The 16172-nt window shown below is 73.1% G+C and carries 10 protein-coding genes; 4 read left to right on the top strand and 6 right to left on the bottom strand.

What is annotated here, in order from left to right:
• Positions 1 to 3: 3 nt before the first annotated feature.
• The 6 genes from DT019_RS33485 to DT019_RS33455 all read right to left on the bottom strand — a co-directional run bounded on the left by DT019_RS33485 (position 4) and on the right by DT019_RS33455 (position 9228).
• Positions 4 to 1530, bottom strand: a complete 1527-nt coding sequence (locus DT019_RS33485) for a Wzz/FepE/Etk N-terminal domain-containing protein (protein WP_114040749.1) — start codon at positions 1528 to 1530, stop codon at positions 4 to 6.
• Positions 1527 to 2891: a Wzz/FepE/Etk N-terminal domain-containing protein gene (locus DT019_RS33480; RefSeq protein ID WP_114040748.1), complete on the bottom strand. Its 1365-nt coding sequence runs from the start codon at positions 2889 to 2891 to the stop codon at positions 1527 to 1529. The genes DT019_RS33485 and DT019_RS33480 overlap by 4 nt, the downstream gene beginning before the upstream one ends.
• Positions 2888 to 4168, bottom strand: coding sequence for a glycosyltransferase family 4 protein (locus tag DT019_RS33475; RefSeq protein ID WP_114040747.1), 1281 nt, complete (start codon positions 4166 to 4168; stop codon positions 2888 to 2890). Before DT019_RS33475 ends, DT019_RS33480 begins: the two co-directional genes overlap by 4 nt.
• Positions 4158 to 5471, bottom strand: a complete 1314-nt coding sequence (locus tag DT019_RS33470; RefSeq protein ID WP_114040746.1) for a nucleotide sugar dehydrogenase — start codon at positions 5469 to 5471, stop codon at positions 4158 to 4160. Before DT019_RS33470 ends, DT019_RS33475 begins: the two co-directional genes overlap by 11 nt.
• Positions 5472 to 5541: 70 nt before the next feature.
• Complete coding sequence (locus DT019_RS33465) at positions 5542 to 6972, bottom strand: sugar transferase (protein WP_223279886.1); 1431 nt, start codon at positions 6970 to 6972, stop codon at positions 5542 to 5544.
• A gap of 957 nt (positions 6973 to 7929) precedes the next feature.
• Positions 7930 to 9228, bottom strand: coding sequence for a phosphatase PAP2 family protein (locus tag DT019_RS33455; protein WP_114040808.1), 1299 nt, complete (start codon positions 9226 to 9228; stop codon positions 7930 to 7932).
• A 425-nt stretch (positions 9229 to 9653) separates the two neighbouring features.
• Between DT019_RS33455 and DT019_RS33450 the strand changes: the two genes are divergently transcribed.
• From DT019_RS33450 to DT019_RS33435, 4 genes are all read left to right on the top strand, one after another.
• Positions 9654 to 9980, top strand: coding sequence for a CU044_2847 family protein (locus DT019_RS33450; RefSeq protein WP_189390154.1), 327 nt, complete (start codon positions 9654 to 9656; stop codon positions 9978 to 9980).
• The gene (locus DT019_RS33445; RefSeq protein ID WP_114040744.1) at positions 9977 to 14257 is read left to right on the top strand and encodes a trypsin-like peptidase domain-containing protein; all 4281 of its coding nucleotides are present in this window, start codon (positions 9977 to 9979) and stop codon (positions 14255 to 14257) included. Before DT019_RS33450 ends, DT019_RS33445 begins: the two co-directional genes overlap by 4 nt.
• A 29-nt stretch (positions 14258 to 14286) precedes the next feature.
• Positions 14287 to 14820 (top strand): hypothetical protein, encoded by a 534-nt coding sequence (locus tag DT019_RS33440; RefSeq protein ID WP_114040743.1) that lies wholly within the window; start codon positions 14287 to 14289, stop codon positions 14818 to 14820.
• Positions 14821 to 14965: 145 nt separating this feature from the next.
• Positions 14966 to 15880 carry a LysR family transcriptional regulator gene (locus DT019_RS33435; protein WP_114040742.1) on the top strand — a complete coding sequence of 305 codons (915 nt, stop codon included), beginning with the start codon at positions 14966 to 14968 and terminating at the stop codon, positions 15878 to 15880.
• The last annotated feature ends 292 nt before the right edge of the window (positions 15881 to 16172 follow it).

Genomic DNA, 16172 nt, shown 5'->3' with positions numbered 1-16172 from the left:
CTTCTAACGTGCCTCCTGGTCGCTGTCCGGGACCCGCGAGGCCCAGGTCGTCAGCCGCTCCGTGGGCCGCCGGTCCGGCTCGCTCTGCCGGGCCAGCCGCTCGTTGTGCCCGCGCAGAGCGGTGTGCAGCCCGTCCCACAGCGTGCCGTCGGTCTTGTCACGCGGGTCGGGGTCGATCAGTACGACACCGATGACCACGATGCTCAGGTCGGCGAGCTGCCGTGCCACGGTGTGCAGCCAGGCCGCGCTGCCGTGCCCGGCCCGCACCACGAGCACGGTCTGGCCTCCGAGGTGGGGGAGGTCGGTCCACGCCGTGCCGGGTGCGACCGAGCCGACGCCGAACCAGCGCTCCTGGCGCGACAGCCGCGCGGCGCGCTCGCCGCGGACCACCAACGGGCCACCCGGCTTGTCCTGGTCGGCGAGCAGCGGCCCCGGCAGACCGTCGACGATCACCACGGGCCCGTCCGCAGCCAGCGCCTCGGCGAGGTCGAGGGCGATCACGCTCGTGGTGTGCGCACAGCCCAGTTCGAGGAGCGAGAGCGGTTCGGCGGAACCGCGCACCGTGCGGGCCAGGGTCGCGCGGAGCCGTTCGCGGGCCGCCCGCACCCGGCGGCGCTGCCACGGCACGCCGGACCGGCGCGGCACGCGGGGCAGCTCCGCGATGACCGAGGCGCCCAGGTTCGCCGCGATCTCCCGGCGCAGTACGGGACGGTCGGCCACCACCGTGGCGACCGCGGCCAGCGCGATCCCGACGACGAGGCCGAGGACGAGGCCGATCCCGGCGTCGGTGAGAGCGGTCTTCGGCAGGGAGTGCGCCACCGCGCGCGGGGCGTCCACGATCTGCGTGCCGGCGACGAGCCGGGGCGCGCCGGTCCGCGCCTGCGCGGCGCGCTGGTCGAAGTCGGCGATCCGCGAGTTGAGCTCGGCCCGGCGGGCGAAGAGCGACTCGATGCTCGCCGAGGCCTTCGGGTCGCTGCCCGGCGACCGGTTCCCGATCGCCTTGTTGACCTGGGCGAGTTCGTCCCGCATGCGGTCGCGTTGGTCGAGCAGGGCCTTGGCCTCGGCGTTCGCGGCATCCTGCATCCGTGTCACGTGGTCCGTGATGAACGCGTCGGCCAGCGCCTTGGCCCGGGCCACCGCCTGGGTGTCGCTGGCCCCCGTCACGTCGATCTGCAACAGGTTGTTGGTCAGGCCGGTGCCGTGGTACTCCCGCAGGAAGTCCTCCGGTTTCTCCGTGGACTTGAGGGAGCGCAGGGCCTGGCCGGCGATCCGCGTGGTGCCGAGCAGGGCCACGTCGGTGCGGATCAGCGTTCCGGTGTCGTTCGGCTGGTCCTCCTGGTGGGCGACCAGGAGCTTGGTCACCGCGGCCGGGGGCGCGGGCATGAGGACCGCCATCGCCGCGCCGATCAGCAGTCCCAGCAGCGCCGTGGCGCACCACAGGCGGCGGCGCCTGCGCACGGACACCACCAACGCCTGCACATCGAGGAGCGGCGCGGCGTCCGGTGACGGGGACGTGTTGCTCGTCGTCACACAGAACCCCCGCTCGCGTGGCTGCGCAGCGCGGGCGTCAACGGCAGGTCGTCCGCAGGGCGCCCGGAGGTCCGCGCCGGACGGATCCGGACCAGGCCCGCGACGACGAAGCCGACGACGTCGTGCCCCGCGTCCGCGCACGCCTCGGCGATCTTGGCCAGCTCCTCCGCGGTCCAGCTGCCCGCGCTGAGCACGACCAGGGCGCCGGACTCGCTGTCGCGGTCGGGCACCATCGGCCGGGCCACCGGCACATCCACCACCCGCAGCAGGGGACCGCTCTTGGCCTCGGCCACGAGCTGCGCCGCGGCCCGGCGGGCGGTCTCGTCGCCGTCCGGTACGACGACCAACAGGCGCCGCGGCGCGGGCAGTTGCTCCCGGAGGCGGTGGCACACCCGCCGGTAGCGGATCCGGCGGCCGGCCTCGTCGTCGGACCGCCGCGGGGTGGGCAGGTCCCACCGGGTGTCGGTGCCGAGGAGACGGCGGATCCAGGCCCGCGGGCCATGTCCCCGCAGCCGGTGTGCCGCCCGTTCGCCGGGCACGTCGACGGTGCCGAGCAGCGTCGAGCCGAGCGCCGTGGCGATCTCCGCCTCGCTCCGCAGCCTGCGGTTCATCCGTGCGGCGGTGAGATGGCCGACGACGGTGAGCAGGAAGAACAGCAGGGCCCCGGCCGCGACGAGCTGCGTCCTGGTCGGGGGCGCCTGGCCGGTCGGCCGGGCTGCGGGCCCCATGACGACCATGCCCGCCTTGTTCGCCGCCGGGCCGTTCTGGTCCAGCTTCTTCATCGCCGCCTGAAGCGAGGTGCGCAGGTTCTCGAGTTCCGTGCGGGCCTGCACGCTTTCCACGGTCTGCCCCGGGTTGGCGGCGTTGGCGAGGTCGGTGATGCGGCGGTTGGCCTCCGCCACCTGCTGGCGCAGGGCGTCGGGCCCGGTGGTCGTGTCGGTGTCGGCGCTGCCGCCCGCGATCCGGGCGGCGAAGCCGACGAACTGCTGGGCCACCTGGTCGCTCAGCCGCTGCGCGCGCTCCGGGGTGTCGGCGGTGCCCGAGATCTTGATGATGTTGCCGTCGGCGGCCGAGGCGCTCACCTGGTCCCGCAGCCTGTCGCCGACGGCCGTCCAGCCGAGTGCGGTCGCCGCGCGGTCGACCACCGCGGAGCTGGTCGCGATCCCCGCCTGGGTCAGCAGCTCGCGCTCCTCCCACTGCCCCGGCAGCAGGACCGACGCCGAGGCCGTGTAGCGCGGCGGGAAGAGCGCCGAGGTGCCGTAGCCGGCGAGTGCGCCCACCATGGTGAGGAGGGCGAGGAGCCGCCAGCGCCGGCGAAGGATCCGGCCGATGGTGACCAGGCGTATCGTGTCCTCGCTCAACGGCGCTTCCTTCGAACGCCCTTGACCGGGGCGCCGACCGCCGCCGGGGGGCCGTCACCGCAGGCAGCGGCGTAGGCGTCGAGCAGGGCCTTCTGGGAGTTGCGCCAGGAGAGCGGTCCGGTGACGCGGTCCTGGCCGATCTTGCCCATCAGGGCGCGCTTGTGCGGATCGTCGAGGAGCAGCGCGACGAGTCCGGCGAACGCGCCCTCGTCGTTGGCGGGTGCGTAGAGGGCCGCGTCACCGGCGGAGACGCGTGCCTCCCGCAGGTCGAAGGAGACGATCGGCCGGCCCATGGCCATGTACTCCAGGACCTTGTTCATGGTCGACACGTCGTTGAGCGGATTGCGCGGGTCGGGGGAGAGGCACACGTCGGCGGTGGACAGGTAGCGCACCAGGTCGGCGTCCGGGATGCGGCCGGTGAACTCCACCTGGTCGCCGAGCCCGAGCTGCTTGGCCAGTTCCACCATCGCGTCGAAGGCGTCACCGCCGCCGACGAACACCGCGTGCCAGTCGGTCCGTCCGAGCTCGTCGCGCAGCTTCGCCAGCGCCCGCAGGGCGTAGTCGACGCCGTCCTGAGGGCCCATGACGCCGAGATAGCACAGCAGATGGGGCTTGCCGCGCTTCAACTCCGGCTCGGGCGGCACCGGTTGGAACCGTTCGACGGCGGGCGCGCTGCGCACCACGAAGACGTCCTCGGGCCTGCGGCCACCGCGGCGGACCGCGACGTCGCGGTAGCTCTCGTTCGTGGCGAGCACGATGTCGGCGGCCCGGTACGTCAGCCGTTCCAGCGCGCAGACGGCGCGGTGGAGCAGGTCCTCGCCGCGGTCGAAGCGGGAGAGGTAGAGCTCGGGCACCAGGTCGTGCTGGTCGAAGACGAACCGCGCGCCGCGCCGCTTGAGCCACAGGGCGGGCAGGAACAGCAGGTCGGGCGGGTTGCAGGCGTGGACCACGTGGACCGGGCCGACCTTGCGGGCCAGCCGGGCCGTGTGCCACAGCGCCGATCCGTACTCGCGCAGATACCCGGCCGGCCCTCCGGTGGCCGCGCGCAGCGGGTAGCGGTGGATCCGCACCCCGTCGACCTCGGCCTCCGGCTCGGTGTCCCGTTTCTCGCCCCGGGGGCAGATGACGTGCACGGTCCAGCCCGCGTCGCGCAGCGTGGTGCACTCCTGCCACACCCGCCGGTCGAACGGCACCGACAGGTTCTCCACCAGGATCAGCGCGCGCCGGCCCGGCCGGTGGCCGCCGGCCGTGGCATCCAACGATGTGTCACCAGACAAGGCCCACGTACCCCGGTTCGGTCCGGCGCGCCTCGGCGTCGGGCATGCGGATGAGATCGATGAGCACCGTGCCGTCGCCGCGCGGCAGCGCCGCGAGCACGGCCGGGTCCCTGGTGCCGACCAGGCACACGTCCGCGTGCCCGAGCACCTCGTCGACGGAGTCCACCAACAGCTGGGCGATGTGCGGCAGCCGGGTCTCGATGTACTCGCGGTTCGCGCCGAGCAGCCGCGACAGGCTCACGTTGGCGTCGTGGATCCGCAGGTCGTACCCCTTGCCCAGAAGTCTCTCCGCCAGCTCGACGAGGGGACTTTCGCGCAGGTCGTCGGTGCCGGGTTTGAAGGAGAGGCCGAACAGGCCCACCCGCCGCTTGCCCGCGCGCTCGACCAGTTCCACCGCGCGCTGCAGATGTGTGGAGTTGGAGGGCAGCACGTGGGCGAGGATGGGCAGCGAGACGTCGGCCCGTTGCGCCGCGTAGAGCAGGCTGCGCAGGTCCTTGGGCAGGCAGGAGCCGCCGAAGGCGAAGCCGGGCCGCAGATAGGCGGGGCTGATGTTCAGCTTGCGGTCGGCGAGGAACACGTCCATCACCTGGTGCGCGTCCACCCCGAGCGCCTGGCACACCGCGCCCAGCTCGTTCGCGAAGCCGATCTTGAGCCCGTGGAAGGCGTTGTCCGCGTACTTGATCGCCTCGGCGGTCGGGACCGGCATCCGGAACACCTCGCCGGGCAGGCCGTCGTACAGCGCGGCCACCACGTCGCCGCTCGCCGGGTCGAGTTCGCCGATGACGGTCTTGGGCGGGTCGAAGAAGTCCCGCACGCTGGTGCCCTCGCGCAGGAACTCCGGGTTGACCGCGATCCCGAAGTCCACCCCGGCCGTGCCCACGTGCTTCTCCAGGATCGGCACGAGCAGGTTCAGACAGGTGCCCGGGAGCATGGTGCTGCGGAACACGACGGTGTGCCGCCCGCCCCGCTCGGCCACCGCGGCGCCGATCTGCTCGGTGACCCGCTCCAGATAGGTGGTGCACAGACTGCCGTTGGGCTCCGAGGGCGTGCCCACGCAGACGAGCGACACCTCGCTGCCCATGATCGCCTCGCGGACGTCGACGGTGGCGCGCAGCGCTCCCGTGCGCACGCCCTCGGCGACGAGTTCGCCGATCCGCTCCTCGACCACCGGGGCCTTGCCGTCGTTGACGAGGTCGACCTTCGTCGGGTTCACGTCCACCCCGATGACCTCGTGGCCCATGCCGGCCAGGCACGCGGCCGACACACAGCCCACGTAGCCGAGCCCCAAGACGCTGATCCTCATGTCCCGTTCCTCCCCCCAGGCAGGCGCTGGTGGCCCGCGGTCCGTGCGGCGGCCGAAGGCCCCTCGCCCATCAGTAGGCCCCCTGCCCTTGGAGCACCGCACGCAGCGTCTTCCACAAGATCACCGAGTCCAGGGCGAGCGACCAGTCCTCCACGTACCGCAGGTCGAGGCGGACCGCCTCCTCCCAGGGCAGGTCGCTGCGTCCGCTGATCTGCCACAGGCCGGTGAGACCGGGCTTGACCAGCAGGCGCCGCCGGATGTCGGGGCCGTACGCGGCGGACTCCTCCGGCAGCGGCGGCCGGGGGCCGACGAGCGACATCGAGCCGGTGAGCACGTTGAGGAGCTGTGGCAGTTCGTCGATCGAGTACCGGCGCAGCACCGCTCCCACCCGGGTCACCCGAGGGTCGCGGCGGACCTTGAACAGCAGGCCGGCGCCTTCGTCGAGGTCGGCCAGTTCGGCACGGGCCCGGTGGGCCCCGGCGACCATGGTGCGGAACTTGAGGATGGTGAACTCGCGGCCGTCCTTGCCGACCCGGCGCTGGCGGTAGAACGCCCCGCCCCGGCTGTCCACGAGCACGAGCAGCGCGACGAGCGCCATCAGCGGCGCGAAGAGCATCAGCAGGACCGCCGCGCCCATCCGGTCGACGACCTCCTTGACCACCCGGCGACCTCCGGTGAAGGTCGGCATGCTGACCCGCAGCAGCGGGATCCCGAGCACCGCGTCGACATGCAGCCGAGGTCCGGCCACCTCCATCAGGACGGGGGCGACGACCATCTCGGCGTCGCTGCCCTCGAGGTTCCACGCCAGGCGCTGCAGCCGGTCCGGCGACCAGTGCGGGTCCGGCGTGACCGCGACGACCCGGTAGCCGTCGCGGCGGACGTGGTTGGCGACGTCCGCGAGCGGGCCGACGACCGGCACCTGGTCCACCTGGTCCCCGTCGAACCCGAGACCGTCCGGCGTGCACACCGCCTCCACCTGCCAGCCCAGGTGCGGGAACTTGCGGGTCCTGGCGATCAGGTCGCGCACGGTGTCCGGGCTGCCGGCGGCGAGCACCGGACGCAGGCACCGGCCTTCCTTGCGCTGTTTGTGCAGCCAGAGCCGGAGCAGATACCGCTCGGTCATGGTGACGAGCGCGATGGCCGGGATCGCGACGAAGATCCAGAGCTTGATGTTGCGCGAGGTGAGGGCGATGCCCCCGAGTGCCAGCACGACGGCCGCCGTGAACAGCGAGCGTCCGAGCCGGCGGAACTCCTCGGCTCCCTGGCCGAGTACGGCCGGGGCCCAGGCCCGGCTCACCGCGAGCGCTCCCAGCACCAGGAGTTCGGTGCCGAAGGCGAGGATTCTCCACTTCTCGTGCCAGTTGGCCGCGTCCCGCACTCCGAAGAAGCCGCCGATCGCCGCCACCACGAAGGCGGTGGCCAGGGTGTCGCCGGTGATCACGGTACGTCGGTACCGCTGCTCCCAGTCGATCGCGGGCCGGCCGATCGCCCCGTTCCCCAGACGCCCGCGCGTCGGCGGAAACGGGCTGACTCTTCCGTCCGGCTGTAAAGCAACTTCCAGGTCGCCAGTGGTTCGACGTGTCTGCCGCACAGGACCCCCCAGGTCACCAGTGGTTCGACGTGCTCGCCCAACACCCGCTCTCTCTTCGTGCCGGAAGGCCCCCGCCCCCCGCCCCGCTTCCCCCCTCGAAAGACCCGCGCCCCCGCGCGGGACATCCCGTCATCCGTCGAGCCGCGTGCAACTCGCCCTGGCCGTACGGGAGTTACCTCCCGCCGGACCTTCGGGGCACGCGGGAGCCCGTCGACGCCTCGGGTGCTCCCCGCATCCAAGGCCCCCCTCCCGGGCTCCATGACTGATCACCCCCCTGTCCGGCGACGAGGGCGCGACGGTTGGAGGTCCGTGGTGCCGGACCTAATGATCATTAACGGTCGCCTCGTGCCAGAGCTGCTGAAGCACGGACAACTTAGACCATCGAAGCCAGGATGTAGAGGGGATGTGTGTAATTCGTGGTCAGCTTTGAGACGGAATCCGTTAATCGGTGACCGCCTCCAGATCGGAGCCGTGGCCCCGCCCGGCCGGGGCCGGGTGGCCGGTCCGCGGCCCCGGCCGGTGTCGCGGGCGCGCCGGCGCCAGGCGGCCCCGCGCAACGGACGCGGCCCGTTCAGGCCGACGACGAGGGTGGACCTCTCGTGTCCGGCCACCCCCGGGGCTGGGGGAGGACGACGGTCGGGCCCCGGACGGCCGGGGCGGTGATGAACGTCCCGGTGATGGCCAGATTCCTCCGGACGGGCCACCGGTTCGCGGCGTGGATCCTCGGCGAATCCGGTCAACGGCCGTGCGGGCGCGCCGACTTGGGCCGTAGGGCCATTGACGGCTGCGGTGCCTCGCTGCCCCGGGGGGTCACCCGCGCCGACCCCGGGAGGCACGCCCGCCACGGGTCGGGCGGAGTTGATCCCCTCAGGCCGGTTCTGGCTGGGGTTCCGGAAGCAGCACCGGCGTGGTCTTCGCCTCCCAGGCCCCGGTGGTCCGGACGAAGCCGTAGATCACTGAAGCCATCGACAGGAGGACGAGCGGACCGAACACCCACGGATGGGTGGCCATCCGCACCGGCAGGCAGGCGTACGACACCAGGAGCGCCGCGAAGACCACCGTGCCGTACGCGACCAGACGCAGGCCCGACCGGTCCCAGCCGCGGTCGAAGGTGCGCAGCGCCGTCTCGACGGTGAGCGCGAACACCACACCGGCGACGAGGTCCACGCCGTAGTGGTAACCGAACCCCAGCGTGGCGCTGAGGGTGGCGACCAGCCAGAACGTCCCCGCGTACCGCAGCAGGCGGGGACCCTTGCGGGAGTGGATGAAGATCGACGTGGCCCACGCCGTGTGCAGGCTGGGCATGCAGTTGCGTGGGGTGATCCCGTCGTACGGAACCGGGTGCGGGATGTGGATCGGGGGCGGTGTGTGGGGCCACAGGTTGGCCACCGCCCACTGCACGCCGCCGGTGCCGGAGGCGCCCGGACCGTAGGCGAAGACCGGTCCGACCACCGGGAAGACCATGTAGACGACCGGCCCGAGGAGGCCGATCACCAGGAAGGTGCGCACCAGGTGGTGGCGGGGGAAGCGGCGCTCGGTCGCCACGTTGCGCAATTGGTACAGGGCGACGACGACCGCGGCCACCGCGAGCTGGGCGTAGACCAGGCCGAGGGCATTGCTCACGAGCGGGCCCGCGGCGTCGAGGAGCCGGCCCGCCAGCCACGACGGGTTGCCCAGCGCGTGGTCGGCGGTCGCCACATACGGGTCGAGCACGGTCGGGCGGGTCTTCGACGTGATCAGCAGCCAGGTGTCACCGGTCTTGCGGCCGGCGACGAGCAGCAGGCCAAGGCCGACGCCCTTCAGGAGCAGGGCGCGCTCCTTGCCGGTACGGCGGGTGAGCGCGAAGACGGCACAGCCCAGCATCGCCCACAGCGCGCCGTTGCCGAAGAAGTGGTCCTCGGGCACCTCGGCGCCCAGCGCCCACCGCGCCAGCACGAAGACGACGTCGACACCGACCGCCACGCCGGCCGCGATGAACCGCTGCCGCCAGGTGAGCACCACCATCATCAGCGCCAGCCCGCCGTACAGCGGTCCCGGCTTGGGCGCGAAGATCACCTCGCGCGCCTGGTTGGTGATCGGCCCGGGCACGCCGCCGTAGCGACGCGCGGCGATCTCCAGGGCGATGAGGAGTCCGACGGCCACCACGCCCGCCGTGGTCCACCACAGCACGCGTGGCCGGCGCCACGCGGTGGAGTCGATGGTGCGGCGTATGCGCGATATTCGCGGTTGTGACCGCGAGTCTGTAGGTATCAATTGTCTGGCCGTTTTGGTAGATGCTGTGGTGCGTGGATCACCCTCTGTCCGACAGGACGTCGTTTCCGGTGAGGAAAGGGTGATGCGGGCGCTTGTCGTGAGGTCGATCATGCCATCGCCGCGATGCGGCGGGTCTGGCGGGATCGTTCGTCCGGCGCCGGGGCGGGAGGAGATCCGGGCGGGCGTGATCGCGGCCCGGTTGCGGCAGGCGGGGCTTCAAGAGCCCTCGGGACACGCCGAGAGCTGCCCGGCCCATTGACAGTACAGCGACAGGTCTTCTCAACTTGGCTCTGATGATGGTTGTTTGACGGAACATCAGCCTCCAGAGAGGTCGTCGCATGTACCTGAGTGTGCCCTTCGAGAACGGCGGGTCGGTCGTCGTCGAGCTGTCCGACGACCAGGGTTCCGGCGTCGTGCGGGCGAGCCGTGGCGAGGGGCTGATCGCATCTTCCGTCGATACCTTCGAAGCGGGCCTGACCCGTGTCCGGCACGTCGCCGAGGCCGTGGTGAACCGGCTGACGGACCTGCCCAGGAGCCCCGACCGCATCCGCGCGGAGTTCGGGATCAAGGTGACGGCCGAGGCGGGGCTCGTCGTGGCCAAGGGGTCCGGGGACGCTCACATCGCACTGGAACTGGAGTGGAGCCGCCACCAGGGCGACGAATGAACCGGCCGGGTGCGCCCAGCGCCCCGGCGTGGGAGCGGGGAACGGCCCGGGTCCTGCACGACGGGCACCCGGTCGGGGTCGCGTTCCTGATCCCCGGCCGGCTGCTGCTCACGTGCGCCCATGTCGTCTCGACCGTCGCCGGCCTCCCGGACGACCGGCCGCTGCCCGCCCGCTTCGAGGTGAGCCTCGACTTCCCCCTCCTGGCCGGCCGCCCGAAGGCGTCGGCCACGGTGCACTTCAGCGTGCCGGTGGCCGCCGACAACAGCGGCGACGTCGCCGTGCTGCGGCTGGTCGGGCCGCTACCGGCGGACGCCGTGGCGATGCGCGTGCTCGAGGCCGACGACCTGGCCGGGCACCGCTGGCGGGCGTTCGGGTTCCCGAGATATCCGGGGTCCAACGGCAGCAAGGACGCCGGGATCTGGACCCGCGGCACCGTCGAGGGCCGCGAGGGCACCGGCTGGTGGCAGTTGACGTGCGACGAACAGGCGGGCTTCCCGCTGGCCGGGGGCTTCAGCGGGGCGCCCGTGTGGGACGAGGAGTACCAGGGCGTCATCGGGGTGGTCGTCGCGGTGGAGGGGGACCAGCGCCGCCGGACCGGATACGCGCTGACCGTGGAGTCGCTCGCGCGCGAGTGGCCCCAGCTGCGCTCGCGGCTGATCACCGGCAGTCCCTTCCGCGAGCTGTGGCCGTTCACCGAGCAGGACCGGCCGGTCTTCCACGGGCGCGCCACCGAGACGCGCCGGCTGCTCGAACTGGTCGAGGAGCAGCGGGTTCCGGTCCTGCCCGTCTTCGGCGCCTCGGGCGTCGGCAAGTCGTCGCTGATCGGGGCGGGCCTGCTGGCCCGGGCCGATCCCGCCGCCCTCCTCGTCGCGCGGGTACCCCACGGGCTGCGACTGACGGCCGAGGAGCTACTGGCCTGGGCGCTCGCCTCCGCCGGTGACGAGGACACGCGCACGGCGGACTGGCACACGAGGTGGTCGGCCCTTGCCCGGCAGCTCAAGGAACCCCACGGGCTGCACACCGCGCTGGAGCGGACACTCGCCCCGCACCAGGGCAGGCGCCGGCTGCTGCTGGTGGCCGACCAGTTCGAGAGCCTGCTGGTGGACGCGCCGGAAACCGCCCGCCGGCTCGACACGATGCTGGGCGTCCTGACCGCACGCCGCGCCGACGGCACCCGCCGCGCCCAGGCCGTGGTCGTCACCCGGATCGACTTCCTGCCGCACGTCGAGCGGCTGCCGGTGCTGCGGGCCGCCTGGGAGGCGACCCACGTCGTCGTACCGCCGATGACGCGGGACCAGCTGCGCGAGACCATCACCCGCCCGCTGGCGGACCACCCGGGCGTCCGCTTCGCCGACGGTCTGGCCGAACAGCTGCTGCGCGACACCCCGGGCGGCGCCGCCGCGCTGCCCATGCTGGAGTACACCCTGAGCCAGCTGTGGGCCCGGCAGGAGCGCGGCTACCTCACCGCCACGGCCTACCAGGAGCTGGGCGGGGTCCAGGGAGCACTGGTCGGCAACGCCGAGCGCACCTTGTGGGAGTGGGCGGACGCCTGCGACCACCAGGCGCTGGAGCGCATCTTCATCCAGCTCGTGCGTCCGGGCGAGCAGGTGGACGCGGGGGAGCGCGGCCCCGACACGCGCAGGGTCGCCGCCCGGGACCAGTTCACCGACCACGACTGGTCGTTGGTCCATCGCCTGGCCAGCACCCGGCTGGTCGTCGTGACCCGCCGCCCGACGGGCCTCGACACGGCCGAACTGGCCCACCAGGCCCTGGTGGAGAGCTGGCCGCGGCTCCGGCGGTGGATCGAGCGCAACCGCGACTTCCGCGGCTGGCAGGAGGAGCTCCGGCGTACCCTGCGCGCCTGGCAGGAGCAGGGCGAGCCGCCCGGACTCACCCTCGACCGGCGCCGCGTCGACGAGGCACGGCGATGGCTCGGCACCCGGGCGGCGGAGATCTCCGCCGAGGAAACGGAGTTCGTCCGGCACAGCGAACGGCTGCGGGCCCGCGACCGACGCCGGCGCACCCTCGGGTACGTATCGCTCTGCCTGGCCCTCGTCGCCGCCTCGCTCGCCGCCGTCGTCGCCGTACAGCAGCACCGCGCCGGTGACGCCGGTCGCCGCGCCGCTCTCGCGCACCGGCTCGACACCGAGGCGGCCGCGCTCGACGCCTCCCAGCCCGGCGTCGCCAAGCAACTACGGCTGGCCGCCTACCACTTGGCGCCCTCCAAGGACGCCTTCGACTCGCTGACGGCGGCCCTGCCGCTGCCCGGCACCATCGCCGCGCCCGGTGTCACCGCCGTGAGCTCCGCGGGGGGACTGCTCGCCATCGCCCAGGGCACGACGGTGCGCCTGTGGAGCCTCGCCGACCACGCCGACCGGGCCGAACTGGCGGTGCCGGGAGCGAGCACAGCCCTCGCGTTCGCCCCCGACGGGCGACTCCTCGCGATCGCGTCCGGCGCCGGGACCGTACACCTCTGGGACACGACGGACCCGGCCCGGCCCGCCCGGCTCGCCGAACTGGCGGTGGGACCGGGACCTGTCCGCGCCGTGGCCCTGGCGGGCCGGCTGCTCGCCGCGGTGGGCCGGGACCACGGCATCCGCCTCTGGCAGCTCACCGATCCCGCCCGGCCGCGCAGCCTGCCGTCCCTCGACCCAGGCGCGGCTCCGGTCTCGGGCCTGGCCATCAGTCCGGATGGGCACGCGGTGGCGGGCGCGAGCCTGGACCACGGTGTCCGGCTGTGGGACCTGAAGGATCCCGAACACCCATGGCCGAAAGCCCGGTTGACGCTCCCCGCACCGGCGCGCGCGGTCGCGTTCGCCCCGGTGGGCCACTTTCTCGCGGCCACCGGCGACGACGGTGCCGTACACCTGTGGGACCTCGCCGACCCGGCCGACCCGCGCCCGCAGGCCGTCCTGCCCGGGCAGCGAGGGCCCCTGACCGCCGTCGCGTTCAGCCCCAACGGGCGGGCACTCGCCGCGACGGTGCCGGCCCCCGAGCCCGCGGGCGTCCTGCTGTGGGACATCTCCACCCCGGCGCGCCCGGTCGGGCTGCCCGCCCTGACCGGTGGCAGCGCCGCCCTGGCCTTCACCGCGGACGGGCGGACCCTGGCCACTTTGGACCAGGCCCGGCACGCCTTCCGGGCACCCGATGACGAGGTGCAGCTCTGGGAGGTGGGTGGAGGCCCGGAGCGGACGGCCCTGGCCGGCGCGGGAGAACCCGACCGGTCGAGGCCCACCCCGAGCATCGCCCTGGCCCCCGAGGGGCGACTGCTCGCCGCCGGCTCGGCGGACCGGGTGGAGCTCTGGGACCTGGGAACGCCGGAGGAGCCACGGCTCACCACCCGTCTCCCGGGCGCCGGAGCCGCGGTGGCGCTCAACGGGCGGGTGCTCGCGGTCGGCGCGAGCGGAGCCGTATCGCTCTGGGACCTCACCGATCCCCGGCACCCCACCGCACTTGGCTCGATCCACCTCAGGCAGGACGACGCGAACGAACCGACCACCCTGGACTTCAGCCCGGACGGGCGCCTGCTCGCCGCCGGGTTCGCCTCCGACGGCCGCCTGCGTCTCCTCGGCGTCACCGATCCGGCCCACCCGTCCCAGCTCGCGACCCTGCCCACCAGCGGTCGCGGAACACCGAGTGCGAGCTTCGGGCCGACCGGAAACGTGCTGTCCGTCAGCGAGGGGGCCGCCTCGGACACCAGTGACTTCCGCGGGGCACTCTGGGATCTGCGCGACCCGGCGCACCCGGTGCCCGCGAGTTCCGCGACGAGCCGTCTCGGTCCGGTCAGCGCGACCGCCCTGTCGCCCCGCGGATCCCTGCTCGCGACGTCCGGCGCCGATGGCGTACTCACCGTGTGGGACACCCGGCAGCTCGCCGCGCCGAAGCCGCTGGGCACCACGCCCGCCACCACCGGCCCGCTGCGGGCGCTGCGCTTCAGCCCGGACGGCGCCGCCCTGGCCGGACTGGACAACAGCGGAGGGATCCACCTCTGGGACCTCTCTTCCCCGGAGCACCCCGTGGCCACCGCCGACTTCGCCCCGGCCACTAACGACGTCGACAACAGCCTCCTGCTCACCGCACCGGTTGCCGGCAGAGGCCGACTCCTCATCGCCGAGGGAGCCCAAGGGGGCATCGCCATCCGGAGCACCGACCCCCGAAGTCTCGTCCAGCGCCTCTGCTCCACCACGGGCGATCCGCTCAGCCGAGCCCAGTGGCGGCAGTACGTGCCCGACGCGGACTACACCCCCGCGTGCCCCCCGAAGGAACAGCGCCCCTGACACCCACCCCACCCGCTCGAGGAGTCCACGTGGTCCTGGTTCCGCGCCCCACCCCCGCGCCGTCGCGACACCTGCGACCGCTCGGCATCGCCGTCGCGGCGCTGACGGCGTTCGCCCTGACGGCCGCGTGCTCGGGAAGCGGTGGGCACGCCCCGTCCCACCCCGCCCCGGCTCCCGGCCACGCCACTTCCAGCTCATCGCCGCCCGCCAAGCCGGCCGACGTGTCGTCGTTCGTCGGCCACTGGACCGGCCACGGCAACTGGCTCCAGGTCAACGCGGACGGCTCGTTCGAGATCGGCAAGCGGCTGTACGTCACCTGCGGCCAGGCAGCCCCGCCGTGCGACACCGTGGCCAACGGGCAGATCACCGACGGCGGCCATGCCGCCGGACGCCTCTCCACCGTCGACGGAACCGCGGCCACCGGCGAGGTGGCGCAGTCCAATGTCCTGTCCTGGCTCCGCCCCGGCCCGCTCACCATGACCCTGAATCCCACCACCGACAGCATCAGCACGGCAGGCACCACCTACTGCGGCCCGAACGCCCCCGACCACGTGTGCTACTGAGTGGCGGCCCACTTCCGTGCCTCCGGTGGGTGCGGCCGTGACCAGACGGCTCGGCTCCTCCCGCGCACCGTCCATGCCCCCGGCAGTGCGAGGATGAACGCACCGGCATTGGCTTCACCGTAAAAGTCCAGCTCAGGGGCGGCTCATGGATCTCAATCTGCTACGCGTCCTGGACGCCCTGCTTCAGGAGAACAGCGTGAGCCGCGCCGCCGAGCGTCTCGGCACATCGCCCGCGGCGGTCAGCCGCAGCCTGGCCCGGCTGCGCCGGGCGGTGGGCGATCCGCTCCTCGTACGGGCGGGTCAGGGCATGGTCCCCACGCCCCGGGCCCTCGAACTGCGCCAGGAAGTGGGCGCGTTGCTGCGCGGCTTCGACAACGTCCTGCGGCCGGGCGCCGGTTTCGAGGCCGTACACCTCCAGCGCACGTTCACCGTGCAGGCGACCGACCTCCTGCTGGCCGGGCTCGCGGGGCCCCTGACCGACCGGGTCCGGGCGGAGGCCCCGCACGTCGACGTGGTGTTCCTGCCCGAATCGCTGGAGGGCGGGCCCGCCCTGCGGCAGGGCACGGTGGACGTGGAGCTCGGCGTCCTCGGACAGCTGGATCCGGAGATCCGTACCCGGCCCCTGGCACGGAAGACCCTGGTCGGGGTCGCCCGCAGCGGTCATCCGCTGTTCGACCAGCGGATCGATGCCCGCCGGTTCGCCGCCGCCGACCACATCGGCATCTCCCGGCACGGCAAGCGCCTCGGCCCCATCGACCACGCCCTTGCTGAACGCGGGCTGCGACGTCGTATCGCGGTCGTCGTCCCCAGCCACACGAGCGCGATGATCCTCGCCCGGGACACCGACCTCGTCGCCCTCACCCTCGCCGACTGGCTGCCCACAACCACCGCGGCACTGGGGCTGCGCACCTTCCCGATCCCCGTCGAGGTGGGCCCCGTCGACCTCGGGATGGCCTGGCACCCCCGCAACTCGGCCGACCCCGGCCACCGCTGGTTCCGTGACCACCTGGCCGCCGTGCTCGCCCCGCCGGAGCCGGGTGACCAGAACACGCGCGGCTGATCATCGGACGAGCCGGTCGCATGACGCCCAATGCGCTTGCTGCGAAGGCGAGTTGCCCCAGGGGCCAGGCTGGTCGCCGGGCACGAGCTGGTCTACCGGCCACCGCGCGACCCCGCGTGCCGGGCGCCAGGTTTCCGAAGCCATGGACGTGGCCCTGCTTACACCGCGGGGGGTGGGCGGACCATACTGGTCGGGCCCTGATCTCCGACAGAACGATTCCATGGCCAAGAACAGTATTTTCTCGACCACTGTCCCCGATTCCGTGTGGCTGGGGCGCGGGCGTCATGTGGGG

The organism is Streptomyces sp. SDr-06, assembly GCF_003324565.1.
Lineage (GTDB): Bacteria > Actinomycetota > Actinomycetes > Streptomycetales > Streptomycetaceae > Streptomyces.
This window is presented reverse-complemented; position numbering and strand designations above follow the sequence as displayed.